The organism is Paenibacillus lentus, assembly GCF_003931855.1.
In the GTDB taxonomy this organism is placed as follows: Bacteria; Bacillota; Bacilli; order Paenibacillales; family Paenibacillaceae; genus Fontibacillus; species Fontibacillus lentus.
Map to the genome: position 1 here is coordinate 3,972,297 of NZ_CP034248.1, position 20,598 is coordinate 3,992,894.

Annotated in this window: 22 protein-coding genes and 1 tRNA gene; 2 read left to right on the forward strand and 21 right to left on the reverse strand. The window is 47.6% G+C overall.

The window, feature by feature from the left end:
• Nucleotides 1-79 precede the first annotated feature (79 nt).
• The 3 genes from dprA to sucC form a co-directional block, all read right to left on the reverse strand.
• Nucleotides 80-1,168 carry a DNA-processing protein DprA gene (dprA, locus tag EIM92_RS17905; protein ID WP_211344383.1) on the reverse strand — a complete coding sequence of 363 codons (1,089 nt, stop codon included), beginning with the start codon at nt 1,166-1,168 and terminating at the stop codon, nt 80-82.
• Between the two features lie 114 nt (nt 1,169-1,282).
• Nucleotides 1,283-2,212 carry a succinate--CoA ligase subunit alpha gene (gene sucD, locus EIM92_RS17910; RefSeq protein ID WP_125083970.1) on the reverse strand — a complete coding sequence of 310 codons (930 nt, stop codon included), beginning with the start codon at nt 2,210-2,212 and terminating at the stop codon, nt 1,283-1,285.
• A 37-nt stretch (nt 2,213-2,249) separates the two neighbouring features.
• Nucleotides 2,250-3,410, reverse strand: coding sequence for an ADP-forming succinate--CoA ligase subunit beta (gene sucC, locus EIM92_RS17915; protein ID WP_125083972.1), 1,161 nt, complete (start codon nt 3,408-3,410; stop codon nt 2,250-2,252).
• Between the two features lie 509 nt (nt 3,411-3,919).
• Between sucC and EIM92_RS17920 the strand changes: the two genes are divergently transcribed.
• Nucleotides 3,920-5,578 (forward strand): YifB family Mg chelatase-like AAA ATPase, encoded by a 1,659-nt coding sequence (locus EIM92_RS17920; RefSeq protein WP_125083974.1) that lies wholly within the window; start codon nt 3,920-3,922, stop codon nt 5,576-5,578.
• Nucleotides 5,579-5,676: 98 nt separating this feature from the next.
• Here EIM92_RS17920 and EIM92_RS17925 read toward each other — a convergent pair whose 3' ends face one another.
• The 10 genes from EIM92_RS17925 to EIM92_RS23760 all read right to left on the reverse strand — a co-directional run bounded on the left by EIM92_RS17925 (nt 5,677) and on the right by EIM92_RS23760 (nt 13,440).
• Nucleotides 5,677-6,078: a YraN family protein gene (locus tag EIM92_RS17925; protein ID WP_125083976.1), complete on the reverse strand. Its 402-nt coding sequence runs from the start codon at nt 6,076-6,078 to the stop codon at nt 5,677-5,679.
• The gene (locus EIM92_RS17930; RefSeq protein WP_125083978.1) at nt 6,068-6,379 is read right to left on the reverse strand and encodes an EscU/YscU/HrcU family type III secretion system export apparatus switch protein; all 312 of its coding nucleotides are present in this window, start codon (nt 6,377-6,379) and stop codon (nt 6,068-6,070) included. Before EIM92_RS17930 ends, EIM92_RS17925 begins: the two co-directional genes overlap by 11 nt.
• On the reverse strand, nt 6,376-8,403 hold the full coding sequence (locus EIM92_RS17935) for a flagellar hook-length control protein FliK (protein ID WP_125083979.1): 2,028 nt from the start codon (nt 8,401-8,403) through the stop codon (nt 6,376-6,378). Before EIM92_RS17935 ends, EIM92_RS17930 begins: the two co-directional genes overlap by 4 nt.
• Before the next feature lie 71 nt (nt 8,404-8,474).
• On the reverse strand, nt 8,475-9,095 hold the full coding sequence (locus EIM92_RS17940) for a ribonuclease HII (RefSeq protein WP_125083981.1): 621 nt from the start codon (nt 9,093-9,095) through the stop codon (nt 8,475-8,477).
• Between the two features lie 189 nt (nt 9,096-9,284).
• The gene (locus EIM92_RS17945; protein WP_211344476.1) at nt 9,285-10,259 is read right to left on the reverse strand and encodes a glycosyltransferase family 4 protein; all 975 of its coding nucleotides are present in this window, start codon (nt 10,257-10,259) and stop codon (nt 9,285-9,287) included.
• Between the two features lie 138 nt (nt 10,260-10,397).
• On the reverse strand, nt 10,398-11,261 hold the full coding sequence (gene ylqF / locus EIM92_RS17950; RefSeq protein ID WP_125083983.1) for a ribosome biogenesis GTPase YlqF: 864 nt from the start codon (nt 11,259-11,261) through the stop codon (nt 10,398-10,400).
• A gap of 38 nt (nt 11,262-11,299) precedes the next feature.
• Entirely contained in the window at nt 11,300-11,923 is a 624-nt protein-coding gene (gene lepB, locus EIM92_RS17955) for a signal peptidase I (RefSeq protein ID WP_125083985.1), read from the reverse strand.
• A 107-nt stretch (nt 11,924-12,030) separates the two neighbouring features.
• A complete protein-coding gene (rplS, locus tag EIM92_RS17960) occupies nt 12,031-12,375 on the reverse strand; it encodes a 50S ribosomal protein L19 (RefSeq protein ID WP_110933136.1) in 345 nt (114 codons plus the stop codon).
• A 537-nt stretch (nt 12,376-12,912) separates the two neighbouring features.
• Nucleotides 12,913-12,991: transfer RNA gene (locus EIM92_RS17965), tRNA-Pro, on the reverse strand.
• A gap of 311 nt (nt 12,992-13,302) precedes the next feature.
• Nucleotides 13,303-13,440, reverse strand: a complete 138-nt coding sequence (locus EIM92_RS23760) for a hypothetical protein (RefSeq protein ID WP_164515143.1) — start codon at nt 13,438-13,440, stop codon at nt 13,303-13,305.
• A 261-nt stretch (nt 13,441-13,701) separates the two neighbouring features.
• Here EIM92_RS23760 and EIM92_RS17970 point away from each other — a divergent pair, with 261 nt between their 5' ends.
• A complete protein-coding gene (locus tag EIM92_RS17970; protein WP_125083987.1) occupies nt 13,702-14,607 on the forward strand; it encodes a polysaccharide deacetylase family protein in 906 nt (301 codons plus the stop codon).
• Nucleotides 14,608-14,948: 341 nt separating this feature from the next.
• Here the strand turns inward: EIM92_RS17970 and trmD are convergent, their stop codons facing one another.
• The 8 genes from trmD to ftsY form a co-directional block, all read right to left on the reverse strand.
• The gene (trmD, locus tag EIM92_RS17975; RefSeq protein ID WP_125083989.1) at nt 14,949-15,698 is read right to left on the reverse strand and encodes a tRNA (guanosine(37)-N1)-methyltransferase TrmD; all 750 of its coding nucleotides are present in this window, start codon (nt 15,696-15,698) and stop codon (nt 14,949-14,951) included.
• A gap of 2 nt (nt 15,699-15,700) precedes the next feature.
• Nucleotides 15,701-16,219, reverse strand: coding sequence for a ribosome maturation factor RimM (gene rimM, locus EIM92_RS17980; protein WP_125083991.1), 519 nt, complete (start codon nt 16,217-16,219; stop codon nt 15,701-15,703).
• Between the two features lie 114 nt (nt 16,220-16,333).
• Entirely contained in the window at nt 16,334-16,564 is a 231-nt protein-coding gene (locus EIM92_RS17985) for a KH domain-containing protein (protein ID WP_125083992.1), read from the reverse strand.
• 23 nt (nt 16,565-16,587) lie between these two features.
• The gene (gene rpsP / locus EIM92_RS17990) at nt 16,588-16,860 is read right to left on the reverse strand and encodes a 30S ribosomal protein S16 (RefSeq protein WP_125083993.1); all 273 of its coding nucleotides are present in this window, start codon (nt 16,858-16,860) and stop codon (nt 16,588-16,590) included.
• Between the two features lie 47 nt (nt 16,861-16,907).
• Nucleotides 16,908-18,287, reverse strand: a complete 1,380-nt coding sequence (ffh, locus tag EIM92_RS17995) for a signal recognition particle protein (protein WP_125083994.1) — start codon at nt 18,285-18,287, stop codon at nt 16,908-16,910.
• A gap of 60 nt (nt 18,288-18,347) precedes the next feature.
• Entirely contained in the window at nt 18,348-18,701 is a 354-nt protein-coding gene (locus EIM92_RS18000) for a putative DNA-binding protein (RefSeq protein WP_125083995.1), read from the reverse strand.
• 205 nt (nt 18,702-18,906) lie between these two features.
• Complete coding sequence (gene trhA, locus EIM92_RS18005) at nt 18,907-19,551, reverse strand: PAQR family membrane homeostasis protein TrhA (RefSeq protein WP_125083996.1); 645 nt, start codon at nt 19,549-19,551, stop codon at nt 18,907-18,909.
• Between the two features lie 45 nt (nt 19,552-19,596).
• The gene (gene ftsY, locus EIM92_RS18010) at nt 19,597-20,598 is read right to left on the reverse strand and encodes a signal recognition particle-docking protein FtsY (protein ID WP_125083997.1); all 1,002 of its coding nucleotides are present in this window, start codon (nt 20,596-20,598) and stop codon (nt 19,597-19,599) included.

Genomic DNA, 20,598 nt, shown 5'->3' on the forward strand with positions numbered 1-20,598 from the left:
CAAACGTCACAAAGCTAATGTACCATTTCCAAAAAGTCATATAGTCATATTTTATGAACCACTCTCGGTTAGGAATGGACTATACTACCTTATACACAGAACCGGGTAGTTGGACTACCGCATTTTTCATGATTAAAGATAACAGAACTGAATGTAAATGTCCAAATTCCCATTCCGTCTTCATGAGCAATTCATCAAGTGTACAAACACTCTGCTCCAACATATGGTATATGCGGCGCTCCTCATCTGTCAACTCACCATTCGATCTGTTTTTTTCCTTTTTTTCCATTAACTTAGGAAGTAAACCTTCGTACTCTTCTAAAATATCTCCCGCATCGATGACCATTTTTGCCCCCTGCTTAATGAGATCGAGCGTACCTCTGCTTTTGGGCGATGTAATTGGCCCAGGAACAGCAAATACGTCACGCCCCGCTTCCAGTGCGGCATCTGCGGTAATTAAGGAACCGCTGCGAGCATCCGCCTCCACGACAACCGTCCCATACGTTAAACCAGCGATAATTCGATTACGCTGCGGAAATAATCCTGGGTGTCCAGGGGTGCCTAACGGATACTCCGACAAAATCAGCCCTTGCTTCGCTATCATTCGATATAAGGAAGCATTTTCCGGGGGATAAGCGATATTTATGGCGGTTCCAAGCACCGCTACCGTCTTACCGCTGCATTGGAGCGCAGCTTCATGACATTGGCCGTCAATTCCCCTCGCCAGCCCACTAACGACAACGAGTCCCCGGCTGCATAGAGACTCTGTCAGTTCCCTACATACCTTACGTCCGTAAGCAGTTGGAATACGAGTGCCGACCATGGCGATTGAAGGGGCAGCCAGCAAATTGATATCCCCAATTCCATACATAACCCAAGGTGGCCGAACGGTTTCCTTCATTAATAGGGGATACTCAGGATCGAATATCGTCACAGCAAATATGCCCGCACGTTCCATTTGAACTGCTCTTTCTTCGATCCAGCTTCTTGTCAATGTTCTGGACAGCTTTAAAGCAAGCTCCGCCCCAATTCCGCGTTCGATCCAATCCCCCGGAGTAAAATCCAAAGCATGTACCCAATTATCATCCCAACTTAGCAATTGCTCAATTCGTTTCCAGCCAAGCCCCGGGCTTTCGTGCAGTCCTATGAATAATGATCGCTTGTCCAATTTCATGCCTCCCGTCACTAAATGGTTTAACTAAAAATCAACAAAAAAAGCAACCCTCCTGCCATGTTGGCCAAGAAGGTTGCTTACCTTTATCTACATTATAACAAATTCAACTTAGTGTGTCGTGCAGAGATTAAGAATGCCGCGTTCTTCAAGTACGCTCACAAGCGTAGAGCCCATTTCGGAAGGTGTCGGGGCTACTTTAATGCCGCACTCTTCCAACTTCGCGATTTTTTCCTTTGCAGTTCCTTTACCTCCGGAAATGATCGCACCTGCGTGGCCCATTCTTTTGCCCGGAGGGGCAGTTACCCCACCGATAAATCCAACGACTGGTTTGGTCATATTGTCTCGAATCCATTCCGCAGCCTCTTCTTCGGCCGTTCCGCCGATTTCTCCAATCATGATTACGGCATGCGTATCGTCGTCTTCATTGAAACGATGCAGGATATCGATGAACTCTGATCCTTTGACAGGGTCTCCTCCAATACCTACTGCAGATGACTGGCCGATACCACGGGTCGTCAGCTGATGAACGGCTTCATAAGTAAGCGTTCCGCTCCGCGATACTACGCCAACATGGCCTGGCATATGAATGTAGCCCGGCATAATTCCGATTTTACATTCCCCAGGTGTAATGACGCCAGGACAGTTCGGTCCAATTAGTATCGTCTTCTTCCCTTCCATGTAACGGGAAACTTTGACCATATCAAGTACAGGAATACCTTCTGTGATACAAATAACAAGCTCCATTTCCGCTTCAACCGCTTCGAGAATGGAGTCGGCAGCAAATGCTGGTGGAACATAGATCACGCTTGCCGTCGCTCCGGTGGCAGCCTTTGCTTCTTTTACCGTATTAAACACTGGCAAACTAACCGTTTCGCCGTTATCCAGCGCGATATCAACCTTGGTGCCGCCTTTGCCCGGCGAAGTTCCGCCAACCATTTGCGTACCGTAATCTAGAGCGCCTTTCGCGTGAAACAGAGCTGTTTTCCCTGTAATTCCCTGTGTAATTACTTTCGTATTTTTATCCACCAAAATACTCATCGTTCGAGCCTCCTCTGATATGGATTGGAAGATTAATTTAAGACACTAGTTTGACGATCTTCTGAGCGCCGTCGGCCATAGAGTCAGCAGATACAATCGCAAGTCCTGAATTCGCCAAAATATCCTTCCCAAGCTCGACGTTCGTTCCTTCCAGCCGTACAACTAGCGGACGATCCAGACCCACCTGCTTTGCAGCCTCGACGATCCCCGAAGCAATAACATCACATTTCATAATGCCGCCAAAGATATTTACGAATATGCCCTTTACTTTGGTATCGGACAAAATAATTTTGAAGGCTTCGGTTACTTTCTCCGCTGTGGCACCACCCCCAACATCGAGGAAGTTGGCAGGGTCGCCGCCGTAATATTTAATGATATCCATCGTTGCCATCGCAAGCCCCGCTCCATTAACCATGCAACCGATATTGCCGTCCAGGGCGATGTAGCTAAGGTCATATTTCGAGGCTTCGATTTCCTTCTCATCTTCTTCTTCCAAATCACGAAGCGCCAGGACATCCTTCTGGCGGAATAATGCGTTGGAATCAAAATTCAACTTCGCATCAAGTGCCATCACTTCACCGTCACCTGTAACAACAAGCGGGTTAATTTCAGCAATAGAGCAATCCTTATCTACAAATGCTTCATATAACGCCAGCATAAACTGAGCCGCTTTGTTCACTAGCTCATTCGGAATATTGATGGCATACGCCAATCTGCGCGCCTGGAACGGCTGCAAGCCGATGGCTGGATCCACGATTTCCTTAAAAATCTTCTCCGGCGTAGCTGCAGCTACTTCCTCAATTTCCGTACCGCCTTCTTCCGAAGCCATCAGTACGACACGTCCCGTTGCCCGGTCTACAACGACACCGACATAATATTCCTTCTTAATGTCGCAGCCCTCTTCGACCAACAGACGCTTTACTTCCTTGCCCTCAGGGCCTGTCTGGTGGGTAACAAGCACTTTGCCGAGAATCTCCTCAGCATATGCCCGCACTTCATCCAAATTTTTAGCTACCTTGACACCGCCGGCTTTCCCGCGGCCCCCAGCATGAATTTGGGCTTTAACCACAACGACTCCGCTGCCCAATGCTTCGGCTGCTTCCACAGCTTCATCCACCGTAAAGGCAACTTGTCCCTTCGGCACGGTCACCCCGTATTGCTTCAGGACTTCTTTTCCTTGATATTCATGGATATTCATTCGTAGAATCCTCCTATCAACAGGCGGTTATTAAGGTGAACATATGAAACCCAGATCATTGTACCATGTTTTTAAAACGCTTTCCTTAAAAATTCATTCTTTATACACAACTTTTTTTATATCGGTTCAATCTAATTTTGATATAGATAGAATATAGTCCTTCGCCAATTTAAAGAATCTTGTTTAAACTACAGATGGTTATCCCCCTAATAAACCTAGGGTTTCAGCGAAATAAAAACTAATTCCCACTTATTTATAAAAAAATAAAATATATCATATTGAGATTGTTTTACATAAACACAACCTGTCAAGATCAACATATTGCATGTAACATTTTTAATAGCTATGAGACATAACCACTGATAATAACCTGATCATTCTTGACTTTTCATGGATTTCCTACTAAAATACGGACAAGTAATCGGTGGAGAATTGAGGAAGCACCCTTTTTCCAGCCTGCTTTGGCCTGCATGCCAGCTGGCGTAAAGAGAAGAAAGGGTGTTTTTGTAATGTATGAGAAATTATTTAGTGCTTGTCTGTACGGGATAGATGGGAGATTGATCGAGGTCGAGGTGGATTTGTCCAACGGCATTCCACAAACGATGGTTGTCGGCTTGCCGGATTCGGCGGTGCGAGAGGCTGTAGAGCGTGTCAGATCAGCGATCAAAAACTGCGGTTATTCCTACCCGCTACAGCGGGTAACGATTAATTTGGCCCCAGCCGATTTGCGCAAGGAAGGCTCAGCTTTCGACCTGGCAATAGCCCTCGGCATATTAGCTGCCAGCAAACAAATTGTACTGCCGGAAAACGAACGGATTCTCATGATCGGGGAGTTGTCTCTCGATGGATCGCTCCGTCCCGTACACGGGGTCATTTCCATGGTTGATCTCGCCAAGCGTCAAGGTTTTGATGGAATTCTTCTGCCGATAGCCAATGCAGAGGAAGCAATGCTGATCAGTGGAATTTCAATTTACGGTATGAACCATTTAAATGACCTAACCGCCACCGTAGATATTTCGAATCCTGAAAATAAAATATCTTCCCATGGTAAGGCGTTTCCCAAGGAGCATTCAAACCTGAAGCAAACCTCGTCATTGTCGAAAAACAGGACTTTAGTAATAACATCGTTTAAGCATTTGCAAGCCTCAAAAGGAGAGTCCTCCAGTTTGCTTTCCCCGGCAATTCCCTCTGTCGAAGACTACAGCGATGTGCTTGGACAGCGCCATGTGAAGCGGGCGTTAACGATAGCTGCCGCAGGCAGGCACAATATTATGCTAATCGGGCCTCCTGGCACCGGAAAAACGATGCTTATCCGCCGTCTTCCATCTATTCTTCCTGCTCTGACCGAGGAAGAAGCGCTAGAGGTAACGAAAATATACAGTTCAGCCGGAAAATTCACAGACATGGAATCAGGCCTGATCCGCAGTAGGCCATTCCGCTCACCTCACCATACGATATCTGCCGCTGGATTAGTCGGAGGCGGTGGGATACCCAAAGCAGGAGAAGTCAGCCTGGCTCATCACGGCATACTGTTTCTCGACGAGCTTCCTGAGTTTGCCCGGACCGCACTGGAGGTACTGCGTCAACCGTTGGAGGAACGAGAGGTGACGATTAGCCGGACGAGGGCTGCATTTACTTTTCCGGCAAGTTTTTTGCTTGCCGTTTCTTTAAATCCGTGTCCGTGCGGATATCTCGGAGCTGAGCCTCCGCTGCCCCGCTGCACATGCAGTCCGTTTCGAGTAGCCCAATATCGAGAACGTATTTCGGGCCCCTTGCTGGATCGTATTGATATGCATGTCGAGGTTCCCAGGCCTGTCAGTTGGCTGACAGACCAACAACCGCTTAGTTCTGAAGAGATGAAAAATGCGGTGCTGCGTGCACAGCATAATCAACAGCAGCGTTACGCAAGATTAGAAATATGCTACAATAGTGAACTTAACGGCAGAACGCTACGAAAATACGCCAATATTAGCAAAGAAGCCGAGCAGTTGCTGCAATCTACTTTTCAAACGGTTGGACTTAGCATGCGTGCCTATGATCGAATTATTAAGCTGTCCAGAACGATCGCGGATCTGGAAGGCTCCGATCGTATCGCGGTCAGTCATATCGCCGAAGCTATTCAATACCGCCAGCTTGACCGTCAGGTTACGGATATGATGAACGACTAGCCCTATATTCTCCGACCTAGCATGGCCTTGCTGTCACTGGAGCGAAGGGAGCATTCGAGCTCCTTATCACATTGCGAGACAGCAAGGCTTTTTATATTTTAGAAAGCATTAACAATATGTTCGATGGCAATTATTTCATTCCGTTGCATCTTTACGCCCACAACGTCAAACCGAATGATCTCGTTCAATTGATGGGTCTGTTGCAAATATACGATCGCTGTTTCTCTGACTTGCTTTATTTTACGAGGAGTGATAGATTCCGCAGGTGTGCCATACTGTTCGTTATGCATGCTGCGGCTTCTCACTTCGACAATAACAATGACACCATCCTTTTTAGCGATGATGTCGATTTCGCCTGAGCGGCAGCGCCAGTTACATTCCAGCAGCGCATAGCCCTGTTCCTGCAAATAGCGCCCCGCTGCCTCCTCTGCTAGCCGCCCTCTTGCTTTCCGTCCATCCAACCGAACGCCCCCCCGCTTGTCCTTGGGATTAATCGTCATAAGACATCCCCTTCTCCGCCAGCTTATCTGTGCGGTATATAAAGCTGAGTATTTCAGCAACCAACGTGTACAGCTCCGGCGGGATTTGCTGATCCAGATCCAATTTTGAGAGCACTTCGACCAATGCAGCATCCTCCTGCACGGGAACACCGTGTTCTCTTGCCTTTTCCAATATTTTATCCGCCAGGTGACCGCTGCCCTTGGCAGCGACGACCGGGGCATCGCTTTGGGCCGGATCGTATTTGAGGGCAACAGCCTTTTTAATTTGATAGGGGCGGAGCTGTTCCTTGTTGTCATTCATACTCTATAATCCACCCCTTTATAGGTCGTCGGCGTATAAGAAAACGGCGAGCCCGGATCGTTTCCTCCGATCATCTCAGGCTCAACAGACGGCAATAGGTCGCTTTTTAGAGAAACTAGCTGATATCCGGCTGTATTCAGCGCTCCCTGGATATCCTCCTGCCTAGATTCCAAGAACTGGCTTGTCGCCTCTGCTTCCGTATAAAGTTTCAGCATAACCTTCTTATCTATAACCTGAACATCGAGCATAATTAGGCCGAGCGATTTCATTTGCAAATCAAACCAGAGTCGGCAGTTGGATGCGTCCAACTCCCCTTTGTGCCCGCGCCGCGATTCAATATGAACTGCGGCTGTTTGCTCGCCGTCCGCGCCAACAAAAGGCAGAAACAGCGTCACCTGAGCGAAGGGCGCGGTTCGATCCGTGTTCAGCAGCAACTGCTGCCCTGTTAGCTGCAATACGAGCTGACGTGCAGCTTCCTGCAGTGGGGCTGGCACGTCGTCTGCTGCCAGTAATTGCAGAAGCACCCCCTTCAGCGTCTCGCGAGCCGCGGCCTCGGGGCCAGCAGCAGCTTGCTGGGCAGCGGCGTTCGCAGCGGCTGCGACCTGCGCCTGCGGCGCCCCAGGGGCTGCTGCAGCCCTGTCCGCGCCTCCGGCAGCCGCACCGGCGACAGGAGGCTGCGTCACGCCCGCTGCAGCCTCGCCACGCTGCGCCGCCGCTGCAGTGGGCGCCTCTCCCGGCGCGGATGCTTGTGCGCTGCCGGGCTGCCCGCTGCCGCCTGGCGCCTCCGCGCCTCCGGCGGCTGCCCGCTGCGCCGCGCTTGCAGCCGGCGGCGCTTCTTGCGCGCTGCCCGGTGCTGCGCGCAGCACCTGCTGCTCGTGCTCCGCACCGAGCAGCTTCAGCACGCGTCCCACCCACGGCTCTGCCGCGGTGGCGGGACGCGTGAGCGCCGCTGGCGAAGGCCCTGTGGGCACTTCGCCTTGCGCCTGCGCCTGCGCAGCAGCGGGCGCAGCTTCAGCTGCCGCAGGCATAGCGGCGGCGGTGGCAGCGTTTGGCGCGGCGCCCGTGCCCTGTGGCGACGTGCTCGCGGCGGCGCGGTCTGCGCCTGCTGCTGCGCCCGAAGGCGCCGACATCGCCCCGCGCAGCTCCTGCAGCACCTGACTCAGCTTGCCTAACAACGCTTCTGCCGCCCCTCCACCGCCAATCCCAGCGGCCTGTCCGCCCTGCGCCATTGGTGCAGCGGTTTGACCTGCAGCGAGATGAACTGTCGCTCCAGTTGGAGATGCCGCTAGCGGTGTACCAACTGGATTAGCCTGATGCGAAGCTGTACCCGCTGTATTAGCCAAGGGTTGACCCGCCATTGCCTGCCCCTGCGCTTGCAGCGGCACTGTTACATTCGCAGTCCCCCCCTTACTTGCATTTCCTCCGGCTGATCGAGTCAAATTCCCTAGCAGTTCATCCAGCATAGAGAGCATTTCATGGAGTGGCGGGCCAAAAACGGTCTGATGCAAGCTAGCAACCGTCTCCCCCGTGAGCGGAAGCCCTCGTCCCAGTGCAATACCTGCTGTCTGAATCCATTCCGATAATGGAACAGATGCGGGTTTATGTAAGGTTAACTGCTGTAAGCTTTGCAAACTCTCTTTGGTTAGGGGCAACCCGCTCGCTCGCATCATCTGCACTAGCTCCCGATTAGCTACCGTATCCTCCAGCCCCATATCCGCCAGAGCACGGGCTAGCGAAGCAGCTGACATCGGAGCAGAAGCATTAGAGGTAACAGGCTTTAATACAGCCAAACCATCAGCTGAAGGCTGCTGAATCTGCAGCAGTGTCGTTTCTCCTTGACGTAACGGAGTTTCCAGTGCAGCATGCAGCTTCACACCCTGTACCTGAATCACTGCTTCTTGTCCATTTTCCGAAACACTAAGAACTGTTCCTCTCACTACTTGTCCAGTTTTTAGTTCTAACGCCCGCGGTTCCCCCGGCCGGGAATCCCCCATAAGACTGCGCATCAGCGGTCCGATATTCATGAGTATCCTCCTGTAATTCCATCATTGATACGGAAAACCCGCCTTGCTACAAGACGGGTCAAATAAGTACATTAAAACAACGTCTGTTCTTGCACGAATAAATTACGCATAAAACTCTTGCGATGCATAGGCGTCGGCCCCAGAACTTGAATACGCTCTCGGTGATGCTTGGTGGCATATCCTTTATGACTGGCAATACCATATTCGGGGTACAATACATCCCATTCACCTTCGCACAGCCGATCCCGAGTCACTTTAGCCACAATCGAAGCCGCGGCGATAGACTGACTTACTGCATCTCCTTTAATCACCGCCATTTGCTCGATATCCACATCGATTTTCTCCGCATCCACGAGCAATACTTCCGGCCTAATCGCCAGTTGTTCTACGGCCTGCTTCATAGCAAGGCGCGTCGCCTGCTTAATATTAAGTCTATCAATCGTTTTAGCATCAACAAAGCCAGTGCTTACAGCTAACGCTTCCTTCATAATAATATCGTACAGTCTCTCCCGCTTTTTGGCAGTCAATTTCTTCGAATCGTTAACTTCCTCTAAGACTAATCCTTGCGGTAAAATGACGGCCGCAGCAACGACGTCGCCAAACAAGCAACCTCGTCCCACCTCATCAATGCCTGCGATATGAAGATATGAGCGCTGCCAGTATTCTTTTTCATACGTTAATAAGTCACCCATTATGCCTCCTTGTATTTTAAACCACCGACCCCAACAAATCTAACCCAATCGTACTTTATTTATCTTCAAAATACTGCGATAACACTTGCCTTACGTATGCTTATATCAGTAATATCGGAAATCAAACTTCATTTATATAGATCTTAAACAAAATAAAAAACCGGGTCGTTACACCCGGCCAGATATATTTTAAGTTTGAATAAGGAGCAGAATAATCGACGACAAGCAGAGACACGTGCTGATTAGCCATAAAAACATTACGGTTTGCCGATGCGTCAGACCAGCGCGAAGCAAACGATAGTGCACCTGGCTTGCATCAGCCTCATAAATTGATTTTCCCTGCAAAAAGCGCTTGACGACAACAAAAATATTATCAAAAATCGGCACCCCAAGCGCCAATACAGGTATAAATAACGATAAGACCGTTGCCTGCTTAAAGGCCCCATCCAAGGCAATCACCGCTAAAATAAAGCCGAGAAATGTTGCTCCTGCGTCCCCCATAAATACTTTGGCCGGGGGCTTGTTGTAACGCAAGTAGGCTAATGCCACGCCTACTAAGATCATAGCCATGATTGCAGAATTGGATTGCCCTTTGGTCACAGCCACGATAAACAGCGTAATCGCCGAAATAGCTGAAAGTCCGCCAGCCAGCCCGTCCAATCCATCCGAGAAATTAATTACCGTAGTAACGCCGAAGATCCATAGAATCGTCAAAATAAACTGCAAGATTCCCGGCAACACGACGTACTCCCCTGAAATCGGGTTAAAGAAACCTGTGAAGGAAATGCCTGACGCATATACGATCACAGCAGCCGATATTTGAACGATCAGTTTAGGAAGCGCTGGAAAATCCTTGCCTTTGGTCTTGTACCAATCGTCAAGTGTACCGATCACAAGCAGTAAGATTCCACCGATAAAGATCGCTACCGTTTCCATGTTGTATTCTCTGCCGACAATCAGATAGGTAATAAAGAAACCAATGAAAATGACGTAACTAGCAGTAAGCGGAATAGGCTCGCGATGTAACTTTCGTTCAACATCCTTCCGGGGTTTATCTACGAAATCAAGCCGAAAGGCCAATCTTGCGAATGGAGGAATGAGTAAATATACGATAAGAAACGACATAATAAACGAAATTACATATAAAATGATCAACACCACCATCAAGTATAATCAACAAGATTATACAATTTAAGCGGAAGATTGTCGATAATCTAGCTAAACTAAGGAGGCAAAGCAGGGCATTTTGCAGCATCTGACAAAATAACCGCCTCCCTTAAGGGCAGACGGTTATGCATAGATTTAATAAGGAGCCTCCAAGGAATACCTGCCGAGCTTGCCAGCTCTTAGTTCACGCAAAAGCACGCTAGATGCCTTCTCCAGGTCTACTCGCCCGCCACTCATTAAGCAGCCGCGTTTACGGCCTACAGCCTCCATAACAGCCACAATCTCATCCGGGTTCTCAAAGTCCTGGGGGGCCTCTTTAATCTCAAAACGCTGGGCAAATGGCTCCCAATAATATTTTGCTAAATATTTCACTGCAAAAAAAGCAATGTCCTCGATATTTAGTATTTCTTCCCGGATCGCTCCCGTCACAGCCAGTCGATAACCTACGTTCTGATCCTCGAATTTTGGCCACAATATCCCAGGCGTATCAAGCAGCTCCATCTGGGTACCTACTTTGATCCACTGTTGGCTTTTTGTTATTCCTGGTCGATCCCCGGTCGCCGCGATATTTCGCCCGGCCATCCGATTGATCAGCGTCGATTTGCCGACATTCGGAATTCCGACAATCAAGGCCCTGACCGATCTTGGGTTCATACCCTTAGCCAACTGCTTCTCAATCTTATCCTTCAGCAGCTCTCTAGCCAAGTCAGGTATTTCTTTGATGCCTTGACCACTGGAAGCATCTACTGCAATAGCGGCAAAGCCCTCTTCCCTAAAATAATCAATCCACTCACGCGTTATCGCCGGATCTGCCAAATCCGCTTTGTTCAGCAGGATAAGCCGAGGCTTACCCTGTAATATTTCATCGATCATCGGGTTACGGCTAGACAGCGGCAATCTCGCGTCCAACAGTTCTATTACAACGTCAATCAGCTTCAGCTTCTCCTGAATTTGTCGACGCGCTCTCGTCATATGTCCGGGAAACCACTGTATCGTCATATCATCACCTCAGTTCCCGTTAATCCCATTTTGGGTCATCATTTATGCTTAATCATTTTAATGTCCGGTAATGGCCAGAACACAAGCTCTGCTCTTCCTATAACATCCTCGTAGGGTACAAAGCCGATCCGCCGGCTATCCGTGCTATTCGAGCGATTATCTCCCAGCACGAATATATGTCCCGCTGGAACCGTACTCTCCTGGACGAACTCATTCGGGAAATTTCCTTCTGTATTATAAAGCTGATTATTATTATGTTTCTCATTTACAACATCTTTAATGTATGTTTCGTCCACCACTTCCCCGTTCACCATAACAGTATCGCCCTCAATCTGTACCGTATCTCCAGGAATACCGATCACGCGTTTAATGAAGTCACGGCCTTGTGAAGGGACATGAAACACAACAACCTCGCCATGCTTCGGTGCACGGATGTCATATAGAATTTTATTAACAATAATTCTTTCGCTCGTTTGAAAGTTCGGCTGCATCGACTCTCCATCAACAATAAAAGGAGCGAACAACAGCCAACGGATGAGAAGAACCAACACGACAGCAATAACTATGGCTTTCAACCACTCTAGAGCTTCGTTCTTTTCTTTGCTTGGCGGATCCTCCGGCATCCCGGTCTGACCCGTTTCCGATTGAAATTGCTGTTCCATAGATCGCAACCTCACTTTGTCGTAAAATATGTAACAAACCGACTGTAATTAATACAAATAGCAAAGGGGCTTGAATAAATACAAGCCCCACTTGATCGTTAAAGGAATTAACGACGCGCTTCTTTAATTCTAGCTGCTTTACCGCGAAGTTCACGAAGATAGTACAGTTTCGCACGACGCACTTTACCACGGCGAGCCACTTCGATTTTATCGAGTTTCGGGGAATGAAGTGGGAAAGTTCTTTCCACACCAACACCGTTAGAAATTTTACGAACTGTAAAAGTCTCACTGATTCCGCCGCCACGACGCTTAATTACAACACCTTCAAACAACTGGATACGCTCACGAGTTCCCTCAATAACCTTAACGTGCACTTTCAAAGTGTCACCGGCGCGAAAGCTCGGAATATCCTTGCGAAGTTGTTCTTGCGTAATCGCTTGTACGATATTCATCTATGACTCCCTCCTTCCACTCAGGTGTTCTTGCCTCTTCCGGAGAACCCTATTGTTCTCCCTCATCATCCGCAGAGGACCACCGAATTCACAACAAGAAAAATTTTATCACATTTAACCAGCGTTAGCAAGCTATAATAAGAACCTTTGACACCTTAATCACTAAGGATAGTTTCTGCATTTTAAGAAGCATTGTTTAAAAATTCTACAACTTTCTTTGATTTATCCTGAGTAACTTGAACAATGAAATCAAATCTCTTTTTCAGTATTGTTCTCGTCTTAACCATTCCCTTACCATCCATTTGGATACTACCCTCTTTTGTAGGTTATATACGCTAACCATTGCTGTCGCATTCATTTTCTCAGAATTTGTTCAAGTTTTGTGTCCTGTAAATCCTGTAACATTGCACTATAGACTTTATCTAGTTATTTATTACCTCAGAAAAACCTATAATAAATATTCCAGACAATACAGACCCAAACGCGACAAAGAAAAAAGTTATGCAAGAGAATCGACATCTCTATGCATAACTTTATTGGATCGGAGTAGCGGGATTCGAACCCACGACCTCACCCACCCCAAGGGTGCGCGCTACCTGACTGCGCCATACCCCGATTTAAAATATGTATATGTCCAAAATAATCAGTAAGAACTCGATCTTGGAAAGATTAATAAATGAATCTCATGAACATGACTCTAGAAAAATGGTAGCATAAAACATACATTTTTGTCTAGTATGGGAGATCCTATCAATAATAAAGAGCGCCTGCAATGTACCTCTGCAAACGCTCTCATATGAGCTGATATATTATTTTGGGATAATTAATCATAGGGCAATACTTCGTTCAATAACTCAAAATCCGCGTCAATCGGGTCAATTAAGTATTCACTTAACATTCGGGTTAACTCCCTTCGCTGTAAAAAAATTATTGCTGGCCATCGGCATAAAAATTCCGGCCATTGGCATAAAAATCGAGAATATCGTCTACTGTCAACATCCGATCATCTTCTCTTCGTCCATTATCCTGTGACTGTTTTGATTCATTTTCCTCTGTCTGTTCCATGAAGCTCTGCCTCCCAAAGAATAAGCGTGAATAGGCGCCTCTAGTTTCATTAACCAGAAGCTCTAATGCTGAAACAGTAATGCCGCATTATCTTTTGTACTCCGTCAAAAAATATACAGTGACATCATTATTCTATTCCAAACGAAGTCAAGAAGTGCCTGTCTACAAAAAAATTATCGATAATTACAGTTTTTACACTTATTTCGCATCTTCCTTCGTTTACAATAAAGGTAGCAAGTTACTAAGCGAAGGAGAATCACGATGATCCGATTTAAGAAATATGCTTTCATTTCACTAGCTTTAATTATTATTCTATATGCGGTGGCGGTTGCAAATCCTGGCACAGTTCTATCACGGAAAGCATGCAGCTCCTGGAGCTTAGTTAAGGATCAGATCTTTCTAATGACTCACCCCCGTCAGGATGAGCCGAAGCTGCCTGCCAACTTCTCCATCCAGCCCGGTACGGCCGAACAGGTTCCTGTACTTATGTATCACTACATTACTCCAGAAGCGTACAACGATCAACCTGACAACAATTCGATCATTAACCTGGAAGCTTTTGAGGAAGGGATCGATTACTTATATGAGCAAGGGTACTATACAGCGACATTGGAGGAACTGGAGCAATACGTACTTGGCAAGGCGTCCCTTCCTGCGAAGACGGTCGTTATTACTTTTGACGACGGCTACCAGAACAATTATATCTATGCTTATCCTATCTTAAAGAAATACGGATTCCATGCAACAATCTTCCTCATCGGCAGCAGAATTCAGGCGGAGACAACACCGTTTGATCCTGCCAAGAAAAGCTTTCTCTCGCTGGAAGAGATCGAGGCTTCTACCGACGTATTTGAATATCACAGCCATACGTACGACCTGCATCACAAAGAATTTATAAAATGCGGACTAAACTACTCATCAGGATTCGACACAACAAAATTGGAGAACGATATCAATACTATGAAAGAGCTTGGCATAGACACTCCTTACTATGCATATCCATTTGGCGAAAAAAGTACCCCTATGGTTTACTATCTACAAAAAAATAATTACAGAATGGCTTTAACTGTCCATCAAGGGTTCGTTAAGCCTGGCGACTCTCCAATGAGATTACAACGTCTTACAGTTACTTCCGCAACGAAAATGCATGAATTGCTACAACCTTAATAGAACCAAATCTAATAAAATCAGGACATGGACAACAACAAACTTCCGTGCGACTTACATCGCATCGGGAGTTTATCTTCAATCTGAGAGCCTCTCTAGCGAGCTTTTTTAATAATATTTTTAACAGTCAGACAGACACTACTCAATATAAAACTGAATCACAGCACCGTCTTGAGCCCCATTTATTGACCATATTTCCCCTTTAAAATTAGCTCTCTTTCATTAAAACATCATAAACAGCAAATATCAGGTTTTAATAAAAAAACGCCAATTAGGCGTTTTTATCATATCGAGGCTTTACCTCTTTGCAATATTTAGTTTCTAATTCATTTCCTATGAAACTATTCATCCTGCTCCGCCCGAATCTCCTCCAGCCATTTCTGATCCTTTGGAGTAAGCTCGATATGCTTCAGTAAATCGGGACGACGCTGCCATGTTCTGCGCAGCGCCTCCTTGCGTCGCCAATCCGCTACGTTCGCATGATGCCCGCTGAGCAGGATATCCGGCACTTTCCAGCCCCGGAACTCTACAGGTCGAGTATAATGCGGATATTCCAGCAGCCCCGTGCTAAAGGAATCACTAATGGCGCTCGTCTCATTTCCAAGCACGCCAGGCAACAGACGGACGACACTGTCGATGACAACCATTGCCGGCAGTTCCCCGCCCGTTAGAACGTAATCGCCAATTGACAGTTCGTCCGTAACGAGATGTTCCCTAATACGTTCATCATACCCCTCATAATGACCGCATATGAAAATCAGGTGTTCCTCCTTGGCCAGCTCCTCCGCCTTGCGCTGCGTGAAGCTTTCACCCTGTGGGCACATGAGAATAATACGAGGAGCTGGCGCGCCTGTAGGCCGAGCCATTAACAGATCCTCGACCGCCCGAAAAATCGGGTCAGGCTTAAGCACCATGCCTCCACCGCCGCCGTACGGCGTATCGTCTACCGTACCGTGCTTATTACCGGCATAATCCCGAAAATTAATCGGTTTTAGCGATACGATCCCTTTATCCTGTGCTTTACCTAGAATACTCGACCCAAACACGCCTGCGAACATTTCCGGAAACAGAGTTAATACATCTACCCTCATCCTTACAGCAGCCCTTCCATCAGATGAACTTTGACGACCTTCGCCTGCACATCGACATCAAGCACGACATCGTCAATGACCGGGAGCAGGAGTTGCTTACGGTTAGGCATTTTAACAACCCAAACATCGTTTGCGCCAGGGCGAAGAATTTCCTCAATCACGCCAAGCTCATTTCCTTCTTCATCAATAACACGGCAGCCGATAATTTCATAAAAATAATATTCATTATCCGGAAGCTCAACGGATTCATCCTTGCTAACTTTGATATCATAGCCTTTGTACTTCTCGACCTCATTGATATTGTCATAACCTGCAAATCGTACGATGAATGCTCCTTTGTTCGGGCGCGCGGAAGCAACAGTCACCTCGATTTGCTCACTCGTTTCAGGGTGAACCATCATCAGTCGGCTCTTCGGCGCAAACCGCACCTCTGGGAAATCCGTACTGGAGATCACCTTCAATTCCCCACGTATGCCGTGTGTATTTACAATTTTGCCAACAGACAGCAATGAATCCGACATAACATCCTCCTTGATAAAAATCTTCACTTGCAGAACTGCTATTATCTCCTGCTTCAGCTTCAGCATGTACGAAAAAGGGCTAGGACAGTCATCCTAACCCTCTTTCGTATATTTTTAAGATATGATGTCCACGGTGACCCGCTTATCCATCTTAACGGCTGCCGATGCTACAACCGTGCGGAGCGCCTTAGCGATTCTTCCCTGCTTGCCTATCACTTTTCCCACATCCTCAGGATGCACGGACAACTCATACACAATCAGGTGTTCTTTCTCCACGACCTCCACACGAACATCGTCCGGATGATCAACAAGAGCCTTCGCAATAACGCCGACTAATTGTTCCATAAAGGGACCCTCCGAATCAGCAATTATTTTTGCTGCTTAAGCTCATGAAATTGCTTCATTATGCCTGCTTTGCTAAACAAGTTGCGAACAGTATCAGATGCTTGCGCACCGTTCTGAAGCCATTTCAACGCCTTCTCTTCGTCAATGTTTACTGCTGCCGGCTGAGCGACCGGGTTGTAGTAACCAATTTCCTCGATAAAGCGGCCGTCACGCGGGGAACGGGAATCCGAAACCACGATACGGTAGAAAGGAGCTTTATGAGCACCCATGCGTTTCAAACGAATACGAGCTGCCACGAAATTCACCTCCTTCAAAGAATGAACTGTCTAATTAATATCAAGGCTTATCGGAAAGGAAATCTCATTCCTTTACCCGCTTTGCCCTGCATTTGCTTCATCAATTTGGAGCCCTTGCCTTTCGGCCCCATCATGTCGGAGAACTGCTTCATCATCCGGCGCATTTCATCGAATTGCTTGATCAGCCGGTTCACATCGGCAAGCGTCGTACCGCTTCCTGCAGCAATCCGTTTGCGTCTGCTGTGGTTGATCATATCCGGGTTCTGCTTCTCTTCCTTGGTCATGGAATGAACGATCGCCTCTACGCGTCCCATCTGCTTCTCGTCGACCTTTATATCTTTCATCTGCTTCATCTTACCCATGCCCGGGATCATATCCATGATCTGGTCAATAGGACCTAGCTTCTTTACCTGATCCATCTGCTCCAGGAAATCATCGAACGTAAATTCCGCATTGCGCATTTTGCGTTCCATTTCCTTCGCTTTCTCAGCATCGATATTCGATTGCGCCTTCTCAATGAGAGAAAGCATATCACCCATGCCCAAAATCCGTGAAGCCATCCGCTCTGGATGGAACGGCTCAAGTGCATCGATTTTCTCTCCTAGCGCCGCGAATTTGATCGGACAGCCGGTTACTGCTTTGACCGACAGTGCTGCACCGCCTCGGGTATCGCCGTCCAGCTTGGTCAATACGACACCGGTCAGCGTCAGCTGCTGATTGAAGCTCTCGGCCACGTTAACGGCATCCTGCCCCGTCATAGCATCGACGACAAGCAGTACTTCATCCGGCTGCGTTACTTCATGGATCTGACGAAGCTCTTCCATTAGTTCCTCGTCAACATGCAGGCGTCCCGCGGTATCGATCAGCAAATAATCATTGCCGTTGTCCTTTGCATACTGTAACGCCTGTCTCGCAATCTCTACCGGGCTGTTTCCTTCAGGCAGTGTAAAAACAGGCACTTTAATCTGCTCGCCAAGCACCTGAAGCTGTTTAATAGCCGCTGGACGATAAATATCTCCCGCCACAAGCAGCGGTCGGTGATTCCCTTTCAATAACAGCTTGGCCAGCTTCGCTGAAGTCGTTGTCTTACCTGCCCCTTGCAGACCAGCCATCATGACGACAGTCGGCGGACGATTGCTCTTCGCCAGCTTCGCTTGGCTACCGCCCATCAATTCTGTCAACTCTTTGTTAACAATATCGATAATAACCATGCCTGGCGTGAAGCTGTCCATCACTTCCTTACCGACGGCCTTCTCCTTCACTTTGGAGATAAATTCCTTGACCACTTTGAAGTTGACGTCCGCCTCAAGCAATGCGAGCCGCACTTCTCTCATAGCTTCATTGACATCGTCTTCTGATACCTTACCTTTGCCGCGCAACTTACTGAATACGCTCTGCAATCGGCTCGTTAAACCTTCAAAAGCCATCTTCGGTCACCTCCGTTCAAGGATTAAATACTTCTGAACCTAAATTGATCATTCTTCTATTTATAATTGCTCAGCTTGATCGAGCAAGTTCCTTGCTTCCTCTTTATGTACGGCGGACAACTCACTGTCTGCAATCAGTTCCCCAAGCCGGACAAGCACTGCATTGCGCTCTTCATGCTTATGAAGAAGCTTCAGCTTCTCCTCATATACCTCAAGCATTCCTTCAGCCCGTTTGATATGCTCGTAAACGGCCTGTCTGCTGATGCCGAACTCGGCAGCAATTTCACCCAGCGAAAAATCATCGTGGAAATAATATTTAAGAAACGTCTGCTGCTTCTCCGTAAGCAGCGTCTCATAAAAATCAAACAAAAGGTTGATCCGATTCGTCTTCTCAAGCCTATTCTCTTGACTCATATGGGCACTCCCTCCGTCAAGGAAAAACACTTTACAGCGCGCATCAACGTTCTTTATCATACCTAATGAAAAGTAGGATGTCAAGTAGTTTTCCTTAACATGCATTTAACAGCTGTACCTCAAGCGTTTCCGTCTATAAACGAACAAGGGCCGCATGTCGGTTCACACAGACAGCGGCCTTGTCATTTTCACAATCCTGCTAATTTTAATTGGGCAGCAGATACAGCAAAATGGCAAAAAAGTGGGCTACACTGCCCCCGAGAACGAACAAATGCCATATCGCATGATGATAAGGAAAAGCCCGCCATACATAGAAAACCGTACCTAACGAATAAAGAATACCGCCAGTGACGAGCAGTGCCATCCCCTGGAAAGGAACAGCAGCCGTTAACGGCCCCCAGGCAATAACGATCAGCCAGCCCATAATCAAATAGAAGAACGTGGACATGAACAAGAATCGTTTAACGAAGAAGGCTTTGAACAGCACACCGAGCAGGGCGATACCCCAAATGACCCCGAACAGGCTCCAGCCGAGCGGGCTGCGAATCGCCACAAGCAAGAAGGGAGTATACGTACCAGCGATATAAAGATAAATCGAAGAATGATCGAAAAATTCGAACAAATCCTTCACTTTACCTTCTTTAAAGCTATGAACAAGAGTGGAGCAAACATATAGCAGAAGCATGCTAACCCCATAAATTGTAAAGCTGACTACGTGCCAGGCCGTTCCCTTCAAGCTGGAAAAAACAATGAGCAGAACTAACGCTGCTACACTTAATACAGTTCCTATCCCATGGGTAATGGCATTGGCGATTTCTTCTCTGCGCGGATAAGTATGCGTATTTGCCATACTATCACCTCCTAGATTTTGGTATACCTCTGTCTCAAGTAACGACTACTCGCCAGCCCCCGCTGCCGAATCTTCTTCCTGAATTAATCCAGCAAACAAACCGTGAACGAATTGCTCGGAATCGAATCTTTGCAGATCCTCCATTTTCTCCCCAAGACCGACGAATTTTACCGGAAGGCTCAGCTCTTGACGAATCGCAATAACGATGCCGCCCTTAGCTGTTCCATCGAGCTTCGTCAGTACGAGGCCGGTTACCCCGCTTTTCTCACCAAACAGCTTCGCTTGACTGAGCGCGTTTTGCCCCGTCGTGGCGTCAAGCACCATTAGTACCTCATGCGGTGCATCCGGAATTTCCCGTTGAATCACTCGATAAATCTTATTCAGTTCCTCCATCAAATTCGACTTGTTCTGTAAACGACCTGCCGTATCGCAGAGCAAAATGTCAACACCGCGCTGCTTTGCTGCCTGTACCGCGTCAAACATAACGGCGGCCGGATCGGAGCCCGGATGCTGCTTAACAACATCTACGCCAACTCGTTCACCCCACACCTCAAGCTGCTCGATAGCTCCTGCCCGGAACGTATCCCCGGCGGCTAGAAGCACTTTCTTGCCTTGCTGCTTATAATGGTGGGCCAGCTTACCGATCGTAGTCGTCTTACCAACGCCATTAACGCCAACAAACAGAATAACGCTAATGCCATTCGGATTCAGCTTCATCGCGTTATCTTCATCGCCTCGCAGCAGCTCTGTAAGCTTCTCCGACAGAATCGGCTGCAGCTCAGCTGCATCCTCGATCCGCCGCTTCTTCACTTCACTGCGTAGGTCGTCTATCAAGGTCATTACCGTATTTACGCCAACATCGGCTCCGATTAATATTTCTTCCAATTCCTCAAAAAATTCCTCATCGATTTTTTTACGACGAGTGACGAGTTCAGTCACTTTCTCGACAAAGCCTTTACGGCTTTTTTCGAGACCGTCCTTAAATTGCTTCGTCACCGTCTCTGTTTTGGAAGCGATGCTTTCCTTCAATTTTTTAAAGAAACTCAT